Raw genomic sequence first — 22145 nt, forward strand, 5'->3', positions numbered from 1 at the left:
GATCAAGCGATGAGCACGAGCGAGTACCAGGTGACCGGCATGAGCTGCGGGCACTGCGAGATGTCGATCCGGGAAGAGGTTGGCCAGCTGATCGGCGTACAGCGGATCGAGGTCAGCGCGGCCACCGGCACCCTGGTGGTGACCAGTTCGGAGCCGTTGTCCGACGCTGCCGTCTACGGGGCGGTCGAGGAGGCCGGATATTCAGCAGTGCGAGTGGCATGAACGCCGCCGGACGCCTCGGTGTCTACGGCGCCACTCTGGTGCTGATCTTCGGCGGCGCGTTCGCCGCCGGCTCGGCGTTCGTTCCGGACGCGACGGTCGCGGCCCGGCAGCAGCCGGCCCCATCCGGTCACGAGTCAACACAGCATGAGTCAACAGAGGCGGATAACGGCGGCGGTGGGGAGCATTCCGCCGGCCAAGCCGAGACCGCAACACTCCGGGGACTGTCGCTGGTCCAGGACGACCTCGTCCTCGGCCCGGTGACCACGCCGACGAAGGTCGGGAAGGCCGGTGAGCTGTCTTTCACCGTCCTCGGTGCCGACGACAAGCCGTTCACCGACTTCGCCGTATCGCACGAGAAGGAATTGCACCTGATCGTGGTTCGCAGCGACGGGCAGCGTTTCGAGCACGTGCACCCCACGATGGATCCGCAGACGGGGACCTGGTCGGTGCCGTGGACCTGGACCGAGGCGGGGACGTACCGGGTGTTCACCGACTTCGTACCCAACGGTGAGAACGCTCCGAATGTCACGCTGACCCGCACCGTCGAGGTGGCCGGCGACGTGACGCCGCGACCAGCGACCGCGGTGCAGCGTACCGACACCGTCGGCGGCTACCAGGTGAGCCTCAGCGGCGACCTGGCCGCCGGGGAGTCACGCCAGCTGACCCTCGAGGTCACCCGGAACGGCCGGCCGGTCACCACGCTGCAGCCCTACCTGGGAGCCTTCGGGCACCTGGTCGCGCTGCGGGAGGGCGACCTGGCCTTCCTGCACGTGCATGCCGAAGGCGAGGACCCGGCGCCGGGGGCGACTGCCGGCCCGGCGATCTCCTTCGCCGCCGAGGCTCCGACGGCCGGACGCTATCTGCTCTACCTGGATTTCCAGGTCGACGGCACCGTGCACACCGCGTCGTTCGTGCTCGACGCCAGCAACCACAACTGAGCAACCACCAAGCAGGGAGAGGCGAGCATGGATGACCGAGTCGGCGGCTGAAGTCCAGCAGCTGGGGTCGAGCTATGAGCTGGAGATCGGCGGCATGACGTGCGCGTCGTGCGCGAACCGGATCGAACGGAAGCTGAACAAGCTGGACGGTGTGACCGCTTCGGTCAACTACGCCACCGAGAAGGCGAAGGTCGAGGTCCCGGCCGGTTACGATCCGGCGCTGCTCATCACCGAGGTCGAGAAGACCGGCTACACCGCCACCCTGCCAGCCCCCAAGAAGGTCTCGACAACCTCGGCCGGGGCGATCGGCACTGGCGAGGATGAGGTCGATCACGAGCTGGTGTCGCTGCGGAACCGGCTGATCGGGTCGGTCGTGCTGGCGGTGCCCGTCATCGTGCTGGCGATGCTTCCCGCACTGCAGTTCACCTACTGGCAGTGGGCCTCACTCGCCCTGGCCGCACCGGTGATCGTCTGGGGCGCCTGGCCGTTCCACAAGGCGGCCTGGACCAACCTGCGCCATGGCGCAGCGACCATGGACACCTTGATCTCGCTGGGCACCACGGCGGCGTTCCTGTGGTCGCTGTATGCGCTGTTCTTCGGCACTGCCGGCGAACCGGGCATGACCCACCCCTTCGAGTTGACCGTCGCCCCCAGCGACGGTGCCGCCAACATCTACCTCGAGGTCGCGGCCGGGGTGACCATGTTCATCCTGGCGGGCCGCTATTTCGAGAAGCGGTCCAAACGGCAGGCGGGGGCCGCCCTGCGGGCCCTGCTGGAACTCGGCGCCAAGGAGGTCGCCGTCCTGCGGGGCGGCGTGGAGACGCTGATCGGAGTCGAGGACCTGAGAGTGGGCGACGAGTTCATCGTCCGGCCCGGCGAGAAGATCGCCACCGACGGAGTGATCGTGACCGGTACGTCGGCGGTCGACGCCTCGATGCTGACCGGGGAGTCGGTGCCGGTCGAGGTCGGTGTCGGCGACACCGTCACCGGTGCGACGGTCAACGCCGGTGGCCGGCTGGTGGTCCGCGCCACTCGGGTCGGCGCCGACACCCAGCTGGCGCAGATGGCGAAGCTGGTCGAGGACGCGCAGTCGGGCAAGGCCGAGGTGCAGCGACTTGCCGACCGGATCTCCGGGGTGTTCGTGCCGATCGTGATCGCGATTGCGGTTGGCACACTCGGCGTGTGGTTGGGTGCCGGGTTCGGCACGACGGCCGCGTTCACGGCCGCGGTGGCGGTGCTGATCATCGCCTGCCCCTGCGCGTTGGGTCTGGCTACGCCGACCGCGCTGCTGGTCGGCACCGGTCGCGGCGCGCAACTCGGCATCTTGATCAAGGGCCCCGAGGTGCTGGAGTCGACCCGAAAGATCGACACCGTCGTACTCGACAAGACCGGCACGGTGACCAGCGGCAAGATGACCCTGGTCGAGGTGCACACCGCCCCTGACACCGATCGAAGCGAGCTGCTACGGCTTGCCGGAGCGTTGGAGAACGCCTCCGAGCACCCGATTGCCAAGGCCATCGTGAAGGGGGCGGTCGAGGAGGTCGGGGCGCTGCCCACACCGGAGGACTTCGCCAACGTCGAAGGCAAGGGTGTGCAGGGCATCGTCGACGGGCACGCCGTGCTGGTCGGCCGGGAGACGTTGCTGGCCGAGTGGTCGCAGCAGCTGCCCGACGACCTGGCCGCGGCCAAGGCCGCCGCCGAGAGCGAGGGCAAGACGGCGGTCGCGGTCGGCTGGGACGGTCAGGCTCGCGGGGTGCTGGTGGTCGCGGACGCCGTCAAACCGACCAGTACGCAGGCCGTCGCCCAGCTGAAGGGCCTGGGGCTGACCCCGATCCTGCTGACCGGTGACAACGAGACGGTGGCTCGGCAGATCGCCGCCGAGGTCGGCATCGACCGGGTCATCGCCGAGGTGCTGCCCGCAGGCAAGGTCGAGGTCGTGTCCCGGCTGCAGGCTGAGGGCAAGGTCGTGGCCATGGTCGGCGACGGCGTCAACGACGCCCCCGCCCTGGCCCAAGCCGATCTCGGTCTGGCGATGGGCAGCGGCACCGATGTGGCGATCGAGGCCTCCGACATCACCCTGGTCCGCGGTGATCTGCGCGCGGCCGCCGACGCGATTCGGCTGTCTCGCAGGACCCTGGGCACCATCAAGACCAATCTGTTCTGGGCGTTCGCGTACAACGTCGCCGCGATCCCGCTCGCCGCACTCGGTCTGCTGAACCCGATGCTGGCCGGTGCCGCGATGGCGTTCTCCAGCGTCTTCGTGGTCGGCAACAGCCTGCGACTGCGCAGCTTCCGGTCCAACGCCACGAACTGATTTTCAGCCTCTCCGGAAACCCGTAGCCCTAGTATCTGCGTATAAATGCAGATAGATTGATAGGGCCCCATTTCCCAACGGAAGCTGCACACAGATGTCCGGCCACCGCCACGTCCACGAGCCCGGCGCTCACGAGGGTCATCACCACCCGACGGGTGTCAAGGGCTTCTTCCACGGCTTGTTCGTGCCACACAGCCATGACGCAGCCGACTCCATCGACGACGCTCTGGAGGCCAACCAGGAAGGTGTGCGTGCGCTGAAGATCAGCCTGCTGGTTCTCGCCGCGACCGCCGCCCTGCAGATCGTCGTCGTGGCAGTCAGCGGGTCGGTAGCACTCCTTGCCGACACCATCCACAACTTCTCCGATGCCCTGACCGCGGTGCCGCTGTGGGTGGCGTTCATTCTGGGGCGTCGGGTCGCCACCCGCCGCTACACCTTCGGGTTCGGTCGAGTCGAGGACCTGGCCGGTCTGTTCATCGTCGCGATGATCGCGATGTCGGCGGTGGTGGCGGGCTATGAGTCGATCCGCCGGTTCTTTGTGCCCCAGTCGGTCGAAAACCTCGGCTGGGTGCTCGTGGCGGGATTGATCGGTTTCGCCGGCAACGAGGTCGTCGCCACCTACCGGATCCGAGTGGGACGCCGGATCGGGTCCGCCGCGTTGGTCGCCGACGGCGTACACGCCCGGACCGACGGCTTCACCTCGCTTGCCGTGGTGGCGGGGGTGGTCGGCATCTGGCTCGGATTCCCCCTGGCTGACCCGATCGTCGGTCTGCTGATCAGCCTCGCGATCTTCGTGCTGCTGTTCGGCACGGCTCGCGACATCGGCCGTCGCCTCCTCGACGGCGTCGACCCCAACCTGGTCGACCAGGCCGAGCAGACCCTGTCAGCCGTGCCAGGCGTGGAAGCAGTCTCCGACACGCGCCTGCGCTGGCTGGGCCACCGGCTCAGCGTCGAAGCCACGATCACCACCGATCCGGACATGTCGGTCGCCGACTTCCACCAGATCGAGCACATCGCTGACGCCGCCCTCCGCCACGCCATGGCCAGCATCGGCGTGGTCCGTCTGACGCCCGACGTCCACCGCGGGTCCGCAGAGTCGACATCGGAAGGGATACTGCTGAAGACCGAGTCCTAGGACGTCCGGAATTGTTGTCCCGGCAGAGACAGGGACCGAGAGGACTTGACGACATGGCTCGTGAGGATGAGCAGCAGGGCGACGAGTCCGACGACGCCGACCTGGTCGCGCTGGCGGTGGAGATCTTCGCCATGCTCGCGGACCCGACCCGGGTCAAGATCATCCTGACGCTCATCGGTGGTGAAAGCTCGGTCAACAACCTCGCTGTCGCAGTCGGCAAGCCCTCGTCGGCTGTCTCCCAGCACCTCGCCAAACTCCGCCTGGCCCGTATTCTGCTCACCCGCCAAGAAGGCAACCGGGTCTACTACCGGCTCGCCAACGAGCACGTCGCTCAACTCGTCACCGATGCCCTGCACCAGGCCGAGCACAGCATCGGGCATCCCCGGCACCATGCCCGGCCGGTCATCCGAGAGGTTGAAAGCAGCTGACCGCAACCGCTACCCGGTCGAGTGCTCCGACCTTCACAGAATCTGGCGCGTCGTCGATCAGGACCCCAGACCGGCTTCTCGCGCCGCGATGATCGCAGCCGCGCGGTCGCGCAGCGAGAGCTTGGTGAGCACGTTCGCGACGTGATTGCGGACCGTCTTCGGACTCAGCACCAGCCGTCGCGAAATGGTGGCGTTGTCGAAGCCACGGGCTACCAGGTCCAGCACCTCGCGCTCCCGATCGGTGAGCTCGGGAAACGGTACGCGAACCGCGGCACGGCCGCCGACCACCTGGGCCATCGCCCGGGCGGCGACCTGTGCGCCCAGGATCATCTCGCCGTTGGCGACTGCCCGAACCGCGCGTTCGACCTCCTCCGGGGCTGCGGCCTTGAGCAGATATCCCCTCGCGCCGGCGCGGACGGCAGCGGCCACCGAGGTGTCGTCATCGCTCATGGTGATCACCAGCACCGCGATCTCGGGGTGGCTGTGCGAGAGCCACCGAGTCAACTCGATGCCGGATTCATCCATGGCGTCAGCTGCGCCGTGGAGTTGCAGGTCCATCATCACCACCCGCGGTGGCGAGGCGATCGCTCGTTCGAGCTCGACCCGGTTCGCCGCCTGACCCGACACCTCGATGCCGGGCAGGGAGGACAGCAGACCGACCATGCCGAGTCGGAACACGGGGTGGTCGTCGACGACGACCACCGTGATCGCCTGATCGGTCATCGGGGCCCTCCGTTCGGCTGAAGCAGTCCAGCTGGCCCGCACGGCTCGTCCGGCTGTCGCGGTCCGTCCGGCCGTCGCAGTCCGTCCGGTTGTCGCAGTTCGTCCGGCTGTCGCAGCGGCAGGATCGCGGTCACCACCGTGCCGGTCGGTTGTCCGGGTGTGATGACCAGACTGCCGCCCTGCTCCTCGGCACGCTCCAGCATCGAACGGGTGCCGACCCCACCGACAGCGTTGGCGCCGATCCCATTTCCGTTGTCGGCGCAGACCAGCCGCAGAGACAACCGATCCACGGTGATCTCCAGCCGGCAGTGGTCGACCCCGCTGTGTCGGGCAGCGTTCGTGACCGCCTCGCCGGCGATCCCGTACGCGGCCTCGGCCAGCCCGTCCGGCAGACCTGCCAGCTCCGTAGCGGCAGCCGCTGGGCACACCAACTCGACCGTCATGCCGGCGGCGCGCTGCTGCTCCACCAGCTCGAGCAGCGCTGCGTAGAGTCCCAGCTCCAGGAGCACAGGCGGCAGCAGACTGCGGGAGGCGGATCGGACATCGTCGATGCGTCGGGACAGCTCAGTCTGCAACCCGGCCACCATGGTGCCGGCCGCCGCTGGATCAGCACCGAGGGTGTTCTGCACGCCCTGCAGCCCGAGTCGCAGCCCGGCCAGCCAGGGCACCAGTCCGTCGTGTAGCTCACGTCGGATCACCTGCCGCTCCCGCAACCGAGCGGTGGTCAGACGTTCACGGGTCGTCTCCAGCGCGGCGGCGTTGTCGGCGAGTACGACGGCGGCGGTCACGACCTCCAGCAGTCGTTCCAGTGAGCTGCGTCCACGCCCGTCGAGCAGCTCGCCCGCCGGCAGGGTGATCTCCACCTGGCCGACGACTCGACCTCGGTGCACCAACTGGTGTTGCTCCGGCGCCGCAGTCGGGCTCCCCCAGCGGCCACGTACCTCGAGGTCTTCGGATTCCCGGTCATCGCTGCTGCGGAGAGTGACCGACTCCAGCCGCAAGGCGCGGCCGAGCGTCTCGGCCACCGAATCCAGCAGCGCCTGCTCCGACTCGGCCCGGCCCAACGCCGAGCCGAGCTGTGCGGCAACCGCCGTCGGATCCGAACCCGCTCCGTACACCATCCGCCGGACTCGACGCTGCAGCCACAGCCGGGATGGCTGCAGCGCGGCAACCACGGCCGCGGTGCCGACAAGCGCTGCGGCCGTCTGGTTGCCGATCAGCCCTGAGATGACGACGCTCACCAGCAGGTAGACCGCGATCAGCACCGCGGTCAGCGAACCTGCCACGGCAGCGCGCGAGATCGACAGCTCCAGGCCCCAGAGCCGTTGCCGGGCCACGACCGCCAGGATCGCGATCGGGAAGACCGTCTGGCAGGCCAGATGCAACGCCGGCACCGTCCAGTCCGGGACCAGGCCGTACGGCAACAACAGCGGCAGGAATGACAGGGCCAGCACGGCGGTGCCCGTCGCCAGCCAGCGCAGGCCTTCGCGTTCGCCTGCTGGCGCAGTTCGCCGCCGACGCTCCACGGCGGCGGCGGTGACGAGCCCCCAGAGCACCGCGACGAGGATCACTGCCGCGATGGCCGCAAGAGCGTCCTCCGGGAGAGCCTGTCCGAGCACCCCGAAGCCGAGCGTCAGCAGCATCCCCGGCGCCGCGCACAGCCACGCCGCCCGATCGACGTCCCGGCGTACCAGCCAGGGAACGACCAGGAACAGGCTCATCGTGCCCGGCACCCACGCCGTGGAATAGAGCGCCTCGATGACCGGTGCATCGGGCAGCCGTCCGACTTGGCTTGCCTGAGCCCAGGCACCCCCGAACGCGGCCAGACCGCCACCGACCGCGGCGACCAGCAAGAAGATGATCACGACATGCCGCCGGCGCGCCAGCAGCACCGACGCCACCGTGCCGTAGACGGCCGCCATCGTCGCGTCGGTGACCACGAAGAGCCAGTCGTCGGAGAATGCCTCCGGGCCGGCGGAGGTGAAGAAGAGCACCAGCGCTGACAGGCAGAGCACCCAGCAACCCACGGTGACAGCCCAGGCCGCCCCCGGAGAACCGGGGACGGCCTGCTGCCGAGGGACGGCGATGGTGATCATCGTCTGGACCTCATCACTCGACCCTAGCGGCGATCTCCGAGCAGGAAGCCGAGCGCGACCACCAGCAGCCAGAGCGGACCGACGAAGCCGGCCATGTACTGCAAGGGCGAGACTCCCAGCAGCGCGGTGAGCGCACCCAGCACCAGGCTCACCACCCCGATCCAGCGCGGCGCGGCACCTCGCAACGAGGCCAGCCCGAGAGCGACGGCACTCACCCCGGCGGCCACCCACAGCCACGAGATGGTCGCCACCCAGTGGGAGTAGAACGACACATCGGTGGCCGGCATCATCCCCGGTGTGGCCAGCCCGAAGATGAACTCGGTGTTCAGCCCAGCACCCATGATCAAGATCGCGGATGTGATCACCAGTCCGATGGCCGCCACGTTCGGCAGCAGCGAGTCGGCCGGCGCCTGTGCGTCCAGTCGGCGTTTGAGGCCGGCAGCGAAGATCATCAGCAGCAGCGCGGCGATGGTGGTGGTGAGATGGAAGCCGATCAGCACCGGCACCTTGGTGGACAGCTGCTCGGCGACCCACGCGGCGGTCGGCGGTGTGGCGGCGTCGTACACCGGGCTCGCCATCGTCGAGAGCTGAATACTGGCGACCGCGCTTCCGCCGGCGAGGACGCCTGCGGCTGCCCAGCCGCGTTTGGCTCCCCGCGACGAGACCGGCTGCTCCACTCGCGCCTGATCGATCGTTGTCATCTGATTCCTTCCCCGAAAGGCACCGGCCGATTTGCCGGTGTGGAACCACGATCACCCGCCCGGGCGCCCAGAGATCAGGGCGCGGCGTCCCGACTTTCCGGGCGGATCAGTACGGGCACGATCGGCGCGGCGCAGTCAGCACGACCACGTCATACGGCCAGCCGAGCGACGGCGGCAGCGATCCGTTCATCGGTGCCGGTCAGCGCGACCCGGACGTGTTGCGCGGCGGCGGCGCCGTAGAAGTCGCCCGGTGCGGCCAGAATGCCGCGCTCGGCCAGCCAGGCCACCGAATCACGTCCCGACTCACCGCGAGTCGCCCACAGATACAGCGACCCCTCGGAGTGGTCGATGGTGAAGCCCGCCTGCTCCAAGGCCGGCCTCAGCAGCGCGCGCCGACGCCGATAGCGCTCGTACTGCTCGACGACATGGCTCTGATCGTCCAACAGCACCCGCATCGCCTCCTGGACCGGCCGTGGCACGATCATCCCGGCGTGCTTGCGGACGGCCAGCAACTCGGCGACCAGTGCTGCGTCGCCGGCGACGAAACCGGCCCGATAGCCGGCCAAGTTGGAGCGTTTGGACAGCGAGTGGAGTGCCAGCAGCCCGGTGTGGTCACCATCGCAGATGGACGGATGGAGCACCGAGACCGGCTCAGCGTCCCAGCCGAATTCGCCGTAGCACTCGTCGGAGGCGACGATTGCGCCGCGCTCCCGGGCCCAGTCGACCCGGCGCTTCAGCTCGTCGGCGGACAGGATCTGACCGGTCGGGTTGCCGGGCGAGTTCAGCCAGACCAGCCCCGGCACCTGGGTGAGCGTGGTCAGATCATCGACAGCTGCCGCCTGGCAGCCGGCAATCCGGGCACCGACCTCGTACGTCGGATAGGCCATCGTCGGGAACACGACCAGGTCATCCGGTCCCAGACCCAACAGCGTCGGCAGCCAGGCGACCAGTTCCTTGGTGCCGATCACCGGCAGGGTGGCGTCGGGGACGAGCCCGGTCGCTCCCCAGCGGCGCCCGAGATAGCCCGCGATCGCCTCCCGCAGCCGAGGCGTGCCCGCAGTCTGCGGATAGCCGGGGCTGTCGGCAGCGTCGGCGAGCGCGCGTTGGCCTAGTTGAGGGGTCGGGTCGACCGGGGTGCCGACCGACAGATCGATGATCCCGTCGGGATGGGTGGCGGCAACGGCCTTGGCCTCGGCCAGGGAGTCCCAGGGGAAGTCCGGCAGGCTGGCCGCCAGCCGACGCCGCCCGCGAGCGCGCGAGCCGGCCTGGCTCACTCCTCGCCCTGCGGCGGCAGGGCCTCGATCAGCGGGTGATCCTTGTCGATGACGCCCATCTTGGCCGCGCCACCGGGCGAGCCCAGGTCGTTGAAGAAGTCGACGTTGGCGTTGTAGTACTCGCTCCACTCATCGGGCGTGTCGTCCTCGTAGAAGATCGCCTCGACGGGGCAGACCGGCTCGCACGCACCACAGTCGACGCACTCGTCGGGGTGGATGTAAAGCATCCGCTTGCCCTCGTAGATGCAGTCGACCGGACACTCCTCCACGCAGGCACGGTCTTTGACATCCACACACGGCTGCGCGATGACGTACGTCACGAGAGTTCTCTCCTCGGTATGTGAGTGTGACCGCTGGGGGTCGGTCGACCGGGTTTCGGAGCGCCCGGCCGATGCGGCCACACGACTGTGGTCCTAGTATCGCGCTTCCGGTTGTCGGCGGAAGTTGGTCTCGGAGTGATGGACATCGCACTCGGCAAAGCACGGGTAGGTGAGCGTTGGGTGCTGCGCTGCCGGCAGCCCGACGGCTCGGCCACCGACGTGACCGGGTGGCTGGTCTCGGTGACCTCGGATGCGGTCACCATCGAGTCCGCGAGCCAGCCGCCGCGCACCATCGGGCGGGATCGCATCATCGTCGCCAAACGAGTGCCGGCCGCGGCCGGCGGACCCGACCCCCGCCGTACGCCGGCCGATGAGCTGGAGCGCGCGGTGCTCACCGGCTGGCTGGCTGACAGCGAGGCGCTGGGCGAATGGACCTTGCGCGCCGGTGGTGGATTCTCCGCGCGGGCCAACTCGGTGCTGGCGGTGGGCGATCCGGGGGTGCCGCTCCCCCAGGCCGTCGAGCGGGTGATCGGGTATGCCCAGGCGCACGGCATCGCTCCCCAGGCGCAGGTGATCGTGGGTTCCGCCGCTGACCACGGGTTGGTCGCCTTGGGCTGGCTCCCGGTGCACGTGACCACCGAGGTCCTGGTCTGCCGACTCACCACGCTGCTCGGCGACGGTATGCCCGATCCACGGGTCGAGGTGAGTGAGGAACTGGACGACGGCTGGCTGGCGGCATTCGGACGCAGCCGGCCGCATGATGCCGACCCCGAGGTCGTCCGCCGGATCTTGACCGGCCAGCCGCCCACGGCGTACGCGTCTGTCCTCGCCGAGGACGGCGAGAGGATCGCCGCGATCGCTCGCGGCCATGTCAGCGGATCCTGGCTGGGCCTGATGGCCATCTGGACCGAACCCGAGCACCGCCGCCGGGGTCTCGCCACGGCCATGATGCGCTCGCTCGGTCACTGGGCAGCCCGTCGTGGTGCCCGCTACGTCTACCTGCAGGTCGCCCAGCAGAATCTGACCGCTCAGCAGGCGTACGCCCGGCTCGGCTTCGTCCACCACCACAGCTATCGCTACTTGGCTCCGCCGACAGCCCTTCCGTGAGATCTGCTCGATCTTGTTGGATCTGCGCTACCTGTAGATAGCGCGAATCCGACAAGATCGAGCAACATTTGCCCAGTGCAGCCAGCAGTTGATCGGCCCACGGATCACGGAGCGCGGAGGCGGAGCACCTGGCCCTCGTCGGTGAGCAGCCAGATCGAGCCGTCCGGAGCCTGCTCGACCTCCCGGACCCGGCGTCCCAGGTTCCACTCGTCACCCTTGATGGCGTCCGTGCCGTCCAGGTTCACCCGGATCAGGGCCTGGCCGGACAGCGCGCCCAGGAACGCATCACCCTGCCATTGCGGGAACATCGCACCGCGGTAGATCATCAGGCTGCCCGGCGACACGCTCGGATTCCACCACACCTTGGGAGCCTCGAACCCGTCCCCATCGGCGTGATCGGGGATGTCCGCGCCACCGTAGTGCGACCCGTTGGACGCCTTGGGCCAGCCGTAGTTGGCGCCGGCGCGCACCAGATTCAACTCGTCGCCGCCTTGTGGCCCCATCTCGGAGTTCCACAGATTGCCATCGGCGTCGAAGGCGATGCCGAGCGGGTTGCGATGACCGTACGTCCAGATCTCCGCCGCCACCCCACCCCGGTCGGCGAACGGGTTACCGTCCGCGGGCTGGCCCTCCGGCGTCAGGCGCAGGATCTTGCCCAGGTTCGCGCCCAGGTCCTGGGCGGGATCGAACTTCTGCCGCTCCCCCGAGGAGACGAACAGGTACGCGCCGTCCGGCGAGAAAGCCAGCCGGTGACCGTAGTGGCCGCTCCCGCTCACTTTGGGCTGCTGCCGCCAGATCACTGTCAGGTCGCTCAGTGCAGGGGATCCGCCGTCGGCGGTGAGCTTTGCCCGGCCCACGGCCGCGCCGGAACCGCCCTCACCGGCCTCCGCCCAACTGACGTACACCGTCGATGTCGAGGCGAAGTCCGGTGCCGCGATGACGTCGCCGAAGCCACCCTGCCCCGCGTGCACGACGTCCGGTACGCCGTCGACCTCGAGCAGTTGCCCGTCGGTGGTTCGGAGCGTGAGGTCGCCCCCACGTCCGCTGATCAGTGCCCGGCCATCCGGCAGGAAAGTCATCGCCCACGGCTCGTCCAGCTCCGCGATCTCCTCGATCACGAAGGGACGGCCGTTCGGTGCAGCGGTGGCAGCCGAAGTTGACTCAGCGGCTGGGCCGACGGACCGCTCCCCTTCGGGTGCGGCCGTACATCCAGCCAGCAGCCCGAGCGCAATCGCCACGATCCCGACCCGACGCATCATGACGCGAAGCTACCCGCTATCACAATCCGGAGCCTCACCACGATCTGCTCGATCTTGTTGGATCTGCACTATCTGTAGATCGAGCGAAGCCGACAAGATCGAGCAGATCCGTGGGGCTAGCGCTTGCAGGTGATCCGGTCGGTCGGGGCGTAGCGCCAGAAGAACTTCTCCGTCTTGACGACCTTGCCGTCGTTGCTGAAGATCCGCGAGTAGTTCACGTCGAAACCCTGGACCGGCGCCTGCGCCTCGCACTTGGGACTGTCGTCGGTGATGTCACGCCCGGTCGTGAAGTTCGACTTGGCCAGGTTGGACGAGGCGATCTTGTCGTAGGTCTTGGTCGACCACATCTTGACTGTGATCGAGCCCCGCGAGCCGGGCGTCGACTTCTTCACGTACGCCTGTACCAGCACGCCGTACTTGGTGTTGTTCTGGAACTTCAGGTCCAGCGTCGGCCAGGCGACGGTGGCCTCCCGGCCGGGCGGGTAGCGATCGATGTAGAGCGTGTGCGGCTGGTGCTGGATGTCCTTCAGACCCGCGAAGAACATGGCATTGAACGTGGTGGTCGCGCTCTGCGAGACACCACCGCCCAGCTCCTTCTTGAACTTGCCGCCCTGGATGATGTAGCCCTCCACGAAGCCGTTGGCGGCGGTCCGCTCACCGACGATCCCGTTCAGGGAGAAGGTGTCCCCCGGCTTCAGCACCGTGTTGTTGATCAGCTGCGCGGCCCGATTGATGTTCACATTGCGGTAGTAGGCATAGGGGAAGTACGTGGTGAACTCGCCCGTCACTCGTTTGATGCCGAGCTTCTCGGCATCGGCGGTGGAGAAGGCCGCTTTGGCGCCGGTCAACTGAACCTCCGCGCGGCGATCCTTGCCGGTCTTCGCGAGCACCGGCTCGACCGCGCCGGCCAGATCCGCTGCCTTGACGGTCGTGCCGTTCACTGCCGGGATCACCTTCGGCTTGCCGTCGACCAGCCGTACGGTCGCATTCCTCGGCTTCTTCAACTCGACCTTCGCCAGTGCCGGGCCGGCTTCGGAGTGCAGCTTCTTCGGGTCCAGCTGAGCCTTCACCGTGCCATCGGCCACCACGACGTCGATCGAGTTGCCGATCATCGCCGGGGTGATGGTGAACGAGCCGGCCGTTCCGGCCTTCACAGTGACCGGGCCCGAGACGGCAGGCTTCGCGTACGAGGCCACCACGTCCGCCACCTCGGCGGTGGTGATCTCCGGCTCGGTGATCGTCGCCGGAAGCTCCACGACTGCCGTGGACGGACCGAGGAAGGCAGCCTCGATCACCCCACCCGCCTTCTCCTGGTCCAGGCTCACTCCATCGCGGCCCTTGGTCTGCTCGATCTTGGCGCCATCGAAGGCGAGCTTGGCGTTCTTGGGCTTTCGGTCCAGATCGGCGGCCAGCGCAGCGACAGCGGCGGTCAGCTTCTGCTGGTCGGTCACCACGACCGGGTCGGTGTCCGAGCCACCCGTCAAGACCTGCCAGATGTGGCGCGGATCCAGACTCCGCCCACCACCGGCCGCCGAGATGCTCGCCGGGTAATCCACGCTCAGCCCGGCATCGGCAGGCTGCACGGTCGCCTTCTGGTCGCCGGCGGTCACCGAGATGGGCGCGGTCGCGCGGTCGCCCAGCTCGCCCTGCAACTGCTGGATGGCCTGCTCCGTCGTCAGCCCGCCGACCGCGATGCCGGCGATCTGGGCGTCCTTCGGCAGCTTGTCGCCGGCCATCAGATAGCCGATCAGGTACACCGCACCCACCAACACCACGACCGCACCGGCGACGATGGCCACCAGCCGGGCCCGCTTCTGGCCGGCCGGCGACCCTGCGCTCTCCGCTGACACGGTGGTCTCCGACGAGACCGCGCCGTCCGACGTCGCAGACTCGGCCGCCGCAGGCGGCTCGGCGAAATCAAGCTGCTCCGCCGGGTCTGCCTGCTGCGTCTCATCGGGCGACTGCGCTGGTTCAGCGGGCAATGGTCCCCGGATCACGGTCGCATCCGGATCGATCGGATCTTCGGGTGACCCATGGGGCCGCCGAGCGTCGTCGGGCGGCCCGCTCGGCGGCGGGGACTGGCTGGTCACGGACAAACCTCACTGGGGCCGGGCCACACTCCGTCGGCCACCATCGCTGAACGAGCTTCGATAGTACGTGAGTGGCTCACGTACCGAAGACTCGCCGAGGCCGTCACCACCCGAGTGCAGCGGGCCGGTGTGAGCAACCTCACCGACCACGATGGTGTGGTCACCCGCCTCGTGCAGCGCCACCGTCTGACAGTCAAGCCAGGCCAGGCAGCCGTCCAGGACCGGAGCAGCGGAGAACGGTGCGTCGGTGGCCGCGACACCAACGAACTGCGCCTCGTACGCCCGGCCGGGCGCCGCGAACCGGCGCCCGAGATCGCCCTGGTCAGCGGCCAGGATCGAGACCGCCCAGCTGCCGGCGCGGATGATCGGGTCATGGCAGCGAGACTGCCGACCAACGGAGACCAGCACCAACGGCGGCGTCAGCGACACCGAGGCCAGCGAGGTGACCGTCATCGCGTACACCTGATCCTCCAGCCGGCAGGCGAGGACGGCAACACCGGTGGACCAGTGGGCGAGCGCATGCCGGAACGCCTCGGGCGTGACTCTCAGAGGCTCAGTCTGCGACATCGAGCCCAGCGAACACATCGTGCGCCCAGTCGTCACCTGGATACGCGACGCCCGCGGCCAGCAGGTAGTACTCATGGGCCCACATCGCCTCGCCCAGCACCTCGATGCCGGCGAAGAACTGCCCGTCGGGAGTGATCTGGGTTGCGTGCGCCCGCATCGCATCCATCTTGCGAGCCACCCACGCGGCACCGTCGATCTCCACCGAGATCGCATCGTCCGGGGCCGCCATCGGTCCTAGGGGGCCCTCCGGATCCAGTCCGCCGAAGGTGTCCGTGTCACCCGCCGCCCGCAGCGCCCGCAGTCCCTCCCGCAGCCGCGACTCGCTCATCGCGGTCCACAGCAGTCGGTCGATCTGCCAGGCAGCGCCGAGATCAGGGCGGTAGTGCGGCATCGCGGCGAGCTGGTAGGCATACATCGCCACCCGATGTGCCTGGATGTGGTCCGGATGTCCGTAGCCGCCGACCTCGTTGTAGGTGATCAGCACCTGAGGCCGCCGGTCCCGGATCAGCGTGACCAGCTCGTTGGCCGCCTCCAGCAGGTCGGTGGTCCAGAAGATGCCTTCGCGCAGCACGTCGCGAGCGGTGGCTCTGCCGTCGGCGGCCCACGCCATGCCGGAGTCACGGAACCTGTGGTCCCCACCGAGCCGGACGTAGTCGCTGACCCCGAGGATGTCCATCGCCGCCTTGAGCTCGACCAGCCGGTGCTCCCCCAGCACGTCGCTGTGCTCAGCGGCAAGATGCGCCAGGTCGGGGACCAGCACCTCCCCTTCCTCACCGAGGGTGCAGGTGACCAGCGTGACCGCAGCACCCTCGTCGACATAGCGCGCCATGGTGACGCCGTTGTTGATCGACTCGTCGTCGGGATGGGCGTGCACCAGCATCAGGCGCCGGGCGGATCGGGAATCGTGGTCGGCCGAGGTCACGGCCACACACTACGTCAGACGACCGCCCGTGGCTCGGCGAAGTGACACGCCGACTGATGCTCGCCCACCCCATCGGGTCGCATGATCAACAGCGGCTCGGTGGTGCTGCAGATCTCCTGCGCCTTCCAGCAGCGGGTGTGGAACCGGCAGCCGCTCGGCGGGTTCGCCGGACTCGGTACGTCTCCGGTGAGCACGATCTGCTCCCGCGCGGTGCGTAGGGTCGGGTCGGGCACCGGAACGGCTGACAGCAAGGCCTGAGTGTAGGGATGCGTCGGCCGCGAGTAGATCTCGTCCTCGTCACCGATCTCGACGATCTTGCCGAGATACATCACCGCCACCCGGTCGGAGATGTGCCGCACCACGGACAGGTCGTGGGCGATGAAGACGTACGCCAGCCCGAGCTCTTCCTGCAGCCCTTCCATCAGATTCACGACCTGCGCCTGCACCGAGACGTCCAGCGCCGAGACCGGCTCGTCGCAGATGATCACCTTCGGGTTGAGGGCGACCCCCCGAGCGATCCCGATCCGCTGCCGCTGGCCGCCGGAGAACTGGTGCGGGTAGCGGTTGATGTGCTCGGGATTCAGGCCCACCAGGGACAACAGCTCACGTACCCGCTCCCGACGGCGCTCCTTCGGCACCACGTCCGGGTGGATCTCGAACGGTTCTCCGATGATGTCACCGACGGTCATCCGGGGGTTGAGCGAGGTGTACGGATCCTGGAACACGATCTGGATGTCGCGCCGCAGCTTTCGCATGGCGCTGCCCTGCTGCTCGTACATCGGCACGCCGTCGAACAGCACCGACCCGGAGGTCGGCTCCTCCAGTCGCATCAACGTCCGGCCCAGGGTGGACTTACCGCAGCCGGACTCGCCGACCACGCCCAGGGTCTCGCCCTTGTAGAGCTGGAACGAGACGCCGTCCAGCGCCTTGACGTGACCGACGGTGCGGCGGAAGACCCCCGCCTTGATCGGGTAGTGCTTCACCAGGTCCGTGGCCTCGAGGATCACCTCGCTCGCCCGGGGTGGTTTCGTGGCCGTCGTGGTCGTCTGCTCGTCAGGCATCGGTACGCACCGCCTCTCCGCTCAGTACCGACTCGGCGAAGTGGCAGGCCGAGTAGCGATGGTGCCCGATCTCGCGCAGCTCCGGCGGCGGATCGGCTCGGCAGATGTCCTGGGCGTAGCGACACCGAGGGTTGAAGGCACACCCGGCGGGGATCCTGGTCAGGTTGGGGGGCAGTCCTTTGATCGCCGCCAGCTGCTGGCCCTTCTGGTCCAGCCGCGGGATGGACTCCAGCAGCCCCTGGGTGTACGGGTGGCCCGGGTTGCCGTACAGGTCGAAGACATCGGCGCGCTCGACGATCCGCCCGGCGTACATGACGGCGATCTTGTCCGCCACGTCGGCCACCACCCCGAGGTCGTGCGTGATCAGGATGAGCCCCATCTTGCGCTCCTCCTGCAACTCCTTGAGTAGTCGCATGATCTGCGCCTGCACCGTCACGTCGAGCGCGGTGGTCGGCTCGTCGGCGATCAACACGGCCGGATCGAGGGCGATCGCCATCGCGATCATGATCCGCTGCCGCATACCGCCGGAGAACTGGTGCGGGAACGCCTTCAGCCGCTGTCGAGCGGCCGGGATCTGCACCCGCTCCATCAGCTGCGCCGCGCCGTCCATCGCGTCGGACTTGTTCAGCCCTCGGTGCTTGCGGAACATCTCCGCGATCTGCCAGCCGACCGGATAGACCGGGTTCAGCGCCGACAGCGCGTCCTGGAAGATCATCGAGATCTCCGGACCGCGGATCCGCCGCCGCTGGTCCTCGCTCAGCTTGAGGATGTCGGTACCGCAGTAGCGGATCTCACCGCCAGTGATGAAGCCGGGCGGGGTGTCGATGATGCCCATGATCGCCTGTGCGGTGACCGACTTGCCCGAGCCGGACTCGCCGAGCACGGCGAGTGTCTCGCCCTCGTCCAGGCTGAACGACACGCCGTTGAGGGCCTTCGCGACGCCGTCGCGGGTCCGGAACTCGACCTCGAGCCGGTCCACGTCGAGCAGCCGACCGTCGACCGGCTGCCAGCGAGGATTGTGGGGATCGACTCGGAGCTCTTCGACTTGCTGGGTCATGGGCGGAGCCTCTCGCGAGTGCAGGAGCGATTCTGTGCGACACGTTCTTCGTCGCACAGAATCGCGACGAACGAGCGAGATTCGCAGAGCCCGATGACCCCGGAGCACGGAGTGCGACCATCCAATACAGCCATGCTGCCAGCCCTCCTCAACGGAGCTTCGGGTCGATGGCGTCTCGGACGGCGTCGCCAAGCATGATGAACGACAACACGGTCAAAGACAGGAACAGGCTCGGAAACAGCAGCATGTGCGGTGCGTTGCGCACCGAGCCGAGGCCGGAGGCCTGTGAGATCGCCAGGCCCCAGGAGATCGCCGGGGGCTGAAGGCCGATGCCCAGGAAGGACAGCGAGGCCTCGATCGTGATGTAGACACCGAGGTCGATGGTGGCGATCACGATCACGGGTGCGATGGCGTTCGGCATGATGTGCGACCGGACGATCCGCCATGGCCCGGAGCCGAGCGCACGTGCCGCCGCCACGTACTCCGCGGGTTTGACCTGGACGACCGACGACCGCATGATCCGCATCAGCCGGGGCCAACTCAGCAGCGTCAGCACCAGCACGATCTTGCCGACGATGACCACGTACGGATCCCCGGGCTTGTTCGGGAAGACGGTCAGGAACACGATGCCGCCGAGCAGCATCGGGATGGCGATGAAGATCTCGCCGAACCTGGAGAAGAACGAGTCGACCCAGCCGGCCCGGTAGCCGGCGATGATGCCGAACACCAGACCGATGATCAACACGAAGATGCTGGTCATCACGCCGACCAGAATCGAGGCCCGGGCGCCGTAGATGGTCCGGGTGTACACGTCGTAGCCCTGCCCGTCCATGCCGAACCAGGCGTCGGCCGAGGGCTTCTCCCGCGCTCGGGAGAGGTCGGCGAAGTTGGGGTCGCCGTTGGTGAACAGACTGGGCCAGATGGCCATCAGGGCGAAGAAGCAGATCAGTGCGGCCGAGATCCAGAACAGCGGGTTGTGCCGCAACTCGGTCCAGGCGTCCTGCCACAGCGAGCGGCCCTCGACCTGGATCGCGGTCACTCCCGGCTGAGCCACCAGTGCCGGATCGGGCTGGTTGATCAGCCGGGTCCCGACCTCGTCGCCGACCACGTCGGCGCCAGTGATGCCCGGACCCTCCTGCGTCGGTCGTTCAGTCATGGCTGATCCTTGGGTCGAGTACGCCGTAGAGCAAGTCGACGAACAGGTTCACGAACAGGTAGATCAAGACGAGCACCGTGATGGTGCCCACCACGGAGGTCGCGTCCTTTTGATTGATGCTCCGCCAGATGAAACTGCCGATCCCGTTGATGTTGAAGATCCGCTCGGTGATCAGGGCACCGCCCATCAGCGCGCCGATATCGAGACCGATGAAGGTGACCACGGCGATCAGCGAGTTGCGGAAGGTATGCACCCCGATCACCCGGTTGCGCGTCAGGCCCTTGGCCTTGGCGGTGCGCACGTAATCGGCCCGGAGGTTCTCCACCAAGCTGGTGCGGGTCAACCGGGCGACATAGGCCACGGATGTCGCGCCGAGCACGAAGGCCGGCATGAGTAACTGATAGAACGTGCCCTGGGTCGCGGTGACCGGGAACCAGCCGAGCCGGATGCCGAACACCAGCTGGGCGAGGCTGCCGATGACGAAGGTCGGGATGGAGATGACCACCAGCGTCGACACCATCACCAGGTTGTCGATGAACTTGCCCTTCCGGATGCCGGCCAGGATGCCTGCGGTGATGCCGATCACGATCTCGATGACGATCGCCATCAGCGCCAGCTTGATGGTCACCGGATAGCGCTGGAGCAGTTCCTGGGCCACGCTGTTGCCGTAGAAGTTCGTGCCGAGGTCGCCCTGCACGAGCTTGCCCAGATAGAGCACATATTGCACGACGAGCGGCTTGTCGAGGTTGTACTCGGCATTGAACGCCGCGATATAGGCGGGCGGACACGGTCGTTCACCGCACCGTCCCACGGTGGGGTCACCCAGCGCGAACACCAGCGCATAGATGATGAAGGTTGTCCCGATGATGACCGGGATCATCTGCAGGATGCGACGGATCGCGTAGGTGACCACTGCACCATCTCCTTTGGGTGGGGGGAACCCGCAGAATCATGAGCGACGAGGTCTGCTCGTCCGGCTCACGATGTGGGGTCGACCCGCCGGTTGTCCCCGGCGGGTCGACTCACGTCACGCAGAGCGTTACTTGACCGTGATGGCGCTGTAGTCCAGCACGCCGAACGCGTTCACCTTGACGTTGGTCACCTTGTCCGACCAGCCGACGACGGTCGCCGGATACCACATCGGAGAGGTCGGCAGGTCCTGGCCCAGCATCGCCTCGGCCTCCTGGTAGAGGGTGTTGGCCTGCGCCGGATCAGTCGCTGCAGCAGCCTCAGCCAGCTTCTTGTCGAAGGCCGGGTTGTCGTACTGAGCCCAGTTGGAGTCCGCACCCTTGGCGAACCGCGGTGCCAGGAAGTTCTCGATCGACGGGTAGTCCATCTGCCAACCGGACCTGATCAGGCCCTTCCAGTCCTTGGCATCGACGAACTTGTTGAACTGGGCGAAGTCAGGCACGGTGTTCACCTGGCAGTTGGCGCCGGTAGCGTTCTTGATCGAGTTGCAGGCCGCCTCAGCCCACGGGCCGTGACCGCCGTCGCCGTTGATCGTCAGGGTCAGCGTGCCCTTGTAACCACCGGCCTCCTCGTAGAGAGACTTGGCCTTGGCGGCATCGTAGGTGCAGTACTCACCGCAGGCGCCGGCCTTGTAGCCATCGACCACCGGGGAGACCCAGCCGTCGGCCGGCTTGACCGTGCCGCCGAAGATCTGCTCGGCGATCAGGTTCCGGTCGACCGCCAAGGAGAGCGCCTGACGAAGCTTCAGATTGTCCTTCAGCTGCGGGTCGTACGGCGAGAACACGATCTCGGCGTAGCGGCCACCTTCACGAATCAGGTTGCGATCCGGCAGGTCGTTCTGGAACTGGCCGTCGATCCGCTGGTCGGTCGGGATGTTGTTGGTGTAGTCCAGGTTGTTGCCGACCACATCGGCGTACGCCGCGGCGTCATCCTGATAGACCCGGAAGGTGATCTTGTCGACCTGCGGCTTCTGGGCACCGGAATAGTCGGCGAACTTGCTCAGCACCGTCTCGGTGGCACTGATCGAGTCGATCTGGAACGGCCCGGCGCCGATCGGCTTCGCCTCGTACGCCTTGCGGTCGCTGAAGAAGGAATCCGGCAGCGGCGAGAAGGCCGAGTATCCGAGCCGAACCGGCAGGTTGGACACCTTCTCGCTGGTCTTGATGGTGAAGCTGGTGTCGTCCACCACCTTCAGGCCCGACATCTCCTTGGCCTTGGGTGCCTTGCCCTCGCAGTCGGCGGTGCCGTCGGACTTGGTGCCGCACTGCAGGTCGCCATACCCCTCGATCGGGCCGAAGAAGTAGCTGCCCGCCTGGCCGTTCGGGCCGTAGGAGGTGAAGTTCCAGGCGTCGACGAAGTTCTTCGCCTTGACGTCGGTGCCGTCCTGGAACTTATAGCCGGCCTTCAGCTTGACGGTGAAGTTCTGGTTGTCCGAGGTCTCGATGCTCTCGGCGATGTCCATCTCCGGAGCGGCAGTCTCAGTGTTGTAGTGCACCAGCTTCGCGGTGAACGCATCGATCACATTGCCGCCGCAGGTCTCACTGGTGGCACCCGGGATCAACGGGTTCTCCGGCGTGCAGCCGTTGATGACGATCTCGCCGCCGGCTTGGCCGCCCTCGTTCTCGGTTCCTGGCGACTCCCCGCTACCGCCGCTGCAGGCGGCTGCAAACAGCGCCACCGTGGTCACGCCGACCGCGAGTACGGCGCGAGCTCTTCCCCGCATGAACTGCCCCTCCCTACTGTGTGCGCGTGGAGCCGATCGGCCCCAGATGCGCGCGAAAACTCGGACATACGCAACTCAGCTGT

General features: G+C 67.5%; 20 protein-coding genes. 6 read left to right on the forward strand and 14 right to left on the reverse strand.

Annotated elements, in window-relative coordinates; translation table 11 throughout:
* Positions 1-9 precede the first annotated feature (9 nt).
* The 5 genes from MLP_RS20860 (at position 10) to MLP_RS20880 (ending at position 5037) form a co-directional block, all read left to right on the forward strand.
* Complete coding sequence (locus tag MLP_RS20860; RefSeq protein WP_013865163.1) at positions 10-222, forward strand: heavy-metal-associated domain-containing protein; 213 nt, start codon at positions 10-12, stop codon at positions 220-222.
* On the forward strand, positions 219-1160 hold the full coding sequence (locus MLP_RS20865) for a hypothetical protein (protein WP_013865164.1): 942 nt from the start codon (positions 219-221) through the stop codon (positions 1158-1160). Before MLP_RS20860 ends, MLP_RS20865 begins: the two co-directional genes overlap by 4 nt.
* Before the next feature lie 31 nt (positions 1161-1191).
* Complete coding sequence (locus MLP_RS20870) at positions 1192-3474, forward strand: heavy metal translocating P-type ATPase (protein WP_013865165.1); 2283 nt, start codon at positions 1192-1194, stop codon at positions 3472-3474.
* 94 nt (positions 3475-3568) lie between these two features.
* The gene (locus MLP_RS20875; protein WP_013865166.1) at positions 3569-4609 is read left to right on the forward strand and encodes a cation diffusion facilitator family transporter; all 1041 of its coding nucleotides are present in this window, start codon (positions 3569-3571) and stop codon (positions 4607-4609) included.
* A gap of 53 nt (positions 4610-4662) precedes the next feature.
* Positions 4663-5037, forward strand: a complete 375-nt coding sequence (locus tag MLP_RS20880) for an ArsR/SmtB family transcription factor (RefSeq protein WP_013865167.1) — start codon at positions 4663-4665, stop codon at positions 5035-5037.
* Positions 5038-5094: 57 nt separating this feature from the next.
* Here the strand turns inward: MLP_RS20880 and MLP_RS20885 are convergent, their stop codons facing one another.
* The 5 genes from MLP_RS20885 to fdxA form a co-directional block, all read right to left on the reverse strand.
* On the reverse strand, positions 5095-5760 hold the full coding sequence (locus MLP_RS20885) for a LuxR C-terminal-related transcriptional regulator (RefSeq protein ID WP_013865168.1): 666 nt from the start codon (positions 5758-5760) through the stop codon (positions 5095-5097).
* Positions 5757-7856, reverse strand: coding sequence for a sensor histidine kinase (locus MLP_RS20890; protein WP_013865169.1), 2100 nt, complete (start codon positions 7854-7856; stop codon positions 5757-5759). Before MLP_RS20890 ends, MLP_RS20885 begins: the two co-directional genes overlap by 4 nt.
* A 23-nt stretch (positions 7857-7879) precedes the next feature.
* A complete protein-coding gene (locus tag MLP_RS20895) occupies positions 7880-8557 on the reverse strand; it encodes a hypothetical protein (RefSeq protein ID WP_013865170.1) in 678 nt (225 codons plus the stop codon).
* Between the two features lie 149 nt (positions 8558-8706).
* Positions 8707-9831, reverse strand: a complete 1125-nt coding sequence (dapC, locus tag MLP_RS20900; protein ID WP_013865171.1) for a succinyldiaminopimelate transaminase — start codon at positions 9829-9831, stop codon at positions 8707-8709.
* A complete protein-coding gene (gene fdxA / locus MLP_RS20905; RefSeq protein ID WP_013865172.1) occupies positions 9828-10151 on the reverse strand; it encodes a ferredoxin in 324 nt (107 codons plus the stop codon). Before fdxA ends, dapC begins: the two co-directional genes overlap by 4 nt.
* 138 nt (positions 10152-10289) lie before the next feature.
* Between fdxA and MLP_RS20910 the strand changes: the two genes are divergently transcribed.
* Complete coding sequence (locus MLP_RS20910; RefSeq protein WP_013865173.1) at positions 10290-11258, forward strand: GNAT family N-acetyltransferase; 969 nt, start codon at positions 10290-10292, stop codon at positions 11256-11258.
* 104 nt (positions 11259-11362) lie between these two features.
* Here MLP_RS20910 and MLP_RS20915 read toward each other — a convergent pair whose 3' ends face one another.
* The 9 genes from MLP_RS20915 to MLP_RS20955 all read right to left on the reverse strand — a co-directional run bounded on the left by MLP_RS20915 (position 11363) and on the right by MLP_RS20955 (position 22062).
* Positions 11363-12517, reverse strand: a complete 1155-nt coding sequence (locus MLP_RS20915; RefSeq protein WP_013865174.1) for a PQQ-dependent sugar dehydrogenase — start codon at positions 12515-12517, stop codon at positions 11363-11365.
* 116 nt (positions 12518-12633) lie between these two features.
* Positions 12634-14607 (reverse strand): VanW family protein, encoded by a 1974-nt coding sequence (locus MLP_RS20920; RefSeq protein ID WP_013865175.1) that lies wholly within the window; start codon positions 14605-14607, stop codon positions 12634-12636.
* Positions 14608-14616: 9 nt separating this feature from the next.
* On the reverse strand, positions 14617-15174 hold the full coding sequence (locus MLP_RS20925) for a flavin reductase family protein (RefSeq protein WP_013865176.1): 558 nt from the start codon (positions 15172-15174) through the stop codon (positions 14617-14619).
* Positions 15161-16096, reverse strand: coding sequence for an N-acetyl-1-D-myo-inositol-2-amino-2-deoxy-alpha-D-glucopyranoside deacetylase (gene mshB, locus MLP_RS20930; protein ID WP_231851362.1), 936 nt, complete (start codon positions 16094-16096; stop codon positions 15161-15163). Before mshB ends, MLP_RS20925 begins: the two co-directional genes overlap by 14 nt.
* A 14-nt stretch (positions 16097-16110) precedes the next feature.
* A complete protein-coding gene (locus MLP_RS20935; RefSeq protein WP_013865178.1) occupies positions 16111-17157 on the reverse strand; it encodes an ABC transporter ATP-binding protein in 1047 nt (348 codons plus the stop codon).
* On the reverse strand, positions 17150-18214 hold the full coding sequence (locus tag MLP_RS20940) for an ABC transporter ATP-binding protein (protein WP_013865179.1): 1065 nt from the start codon (positions 18212-18214) through the stop codon (positions 17150-17152). Before MLP_RS20940 ends, MLP_RS20935 begins: the two co-directional genes overlap by 8 nt.
* A gap of 148 nt (positions 18215-18362) precedes the next feature.
* The gene (locus tag MLP_RS20945; protein WP_013865180.1) at positions 18363-19370 is read right to left on the reverse strand and encodes an ABC transporter permease; all 1008 of its coding nucleotides are present in this window, start codon (positions 19368-19370) and stop codon (positions 18363-18365) included.
* The gene (locus MLP_RS20950; protein ID WP_013865181.1) at positions 19363-20283 is read right to left on the reverse strand and encodes an ABC transporter permease; all 921 of its coding nucleotides are present in this window, start codon (positions 20281-20283) and stop codon (positions 19363-19365) included. Before MLP_RS20950 ends, MLP_RS20945 begins: the two co-directional genes overlap by 8 nt.
* 126 nt (positions 20284-20409) lie before the next feature.
* The gene (locus MLP_RS20955) at positions 20410-22062 is read right to left on the reverse strand and encodes a peptide ABC transporter substrate-binding protein (protein ID WP_013865182.1); all 1653 of its coding nucleotides are present in this window, start codon (positions 22060-22062) and stop codon (positions 20410-20412) included.
* Positions 22063-22145 lie beyond the last annotated feature (83 nt).

The sequence above is a fragment of the Microlunatus phosphovorus NM-1 genome, assembly GCF_000270245.1.
Classification (GTDB): domain Bacteria; phylum Actinomycetota; class Actinomycetes; order Propionibacteriales; family Propionibacteriaceae; genus Microlunatus; species Microlunatus phosphovorus.

Coding starts and splice junctions, on each gene's coding strand:
- MLP_RS20870 (WP_013865165.1), top strand. CDS start 1,192: ATGACCGAGTCGGCGGCTGAAGTCCAGCAGCTGGGGTCGAGCTATGAG.
- MLP_RS20945 (WP_013865180.1), bottom strand. CDS start 19,370: ATGACTGAACGACCGACGCAGGAGGGTCCGGGCATCACTGGCGCCGAC.
- MLP_RS20955 (WP_013865182.1), bottom strand. CDS start 22,062: ATGCGGGGAAGAGCTCGCGCCGTACTCGCGGTCGGCGTGACCACGGTG.
- MLP_RS20880 (WP_013865167.1), top strand. CDS start 4,663: ATGGCTCGTGAGGATGAGCAGCAGGGCGACGAGTCCGACGACGCCGAC.
- MLP_RS20875 (WP_013865166.1), top strand. CDS start 3,569: ATGTCCGGCCACCGCCACGTCCACGAGCCCGGCGCTCACGAGGGTCAT.
- MLP_RS20915 (WP_013865174.1), bottom strand. CDS start 12,517: ATGATGCGTCGGGTCGGGATCGTGGCGATTGCGCTCGGGCTGCTGGCT.
- MLP_RS20865 (WP_013865164.1), top strand. CDS start 219: ATGAACGCCGCCGGACGCCTCGGTGTCTACGGCGCCACTCTGGTGCTG.
- MLP_RS20940 (WP_013865179.1), bottom strand. CDS start 18,214: ATGACCCAGCAAGTCGAAGAGCTCCGAGTCGATCCCCACAATCCTCGC.
- MLP_RS20935 (WP_013865178.1), bottom strand. CDS start 17,157: ATGCCTGACGAGCAGACGACCACGACGGCCACGAAACCACCCCGGGCG.
- MLP_RS20925 (WP_013865176.1), bottom strand. CDS start 15,174: ATGTCGCAGACTGAGCCTCTGAGAGTCACGCCCGAGGCGTTCCGGCAT.
- MLP_RS20885 (WP_013865168.1), bottom strand. CDS start 5,760: ATGACCGATCAGGCGATCACGGTGGTCGTCGTCGACGACCACCCCGTG.
- MLP_RS20910 (WP_013865173.1), top strand. CDS start 10,290: ATGGACATCGCACTCGGCAAAGCACGGGTAGGTGAGCGTTGGGTGCTG.
- MLP_RS20890 (WP_013865169.1), bottom strand. CDS start 7,856: ATGATCACCATCGCCGTCCCTCGGCAGCAGGCCGTCCCCGGTTCTCCG.
- MLP_RS20895 (WP_013865170.1), bottom strand. CDS start 8,557: ATGACAACGATCGATCAGGCGCGAGTGGAGCAGCCGGTCTCGTCGCGG.
- MLP_RS20860 (WP_013865163.1), top strand. CDS start 10: ATGAGCACGAGCGAGTACCAGGTGACCGGCATGAGCTGCGGGCACTGC.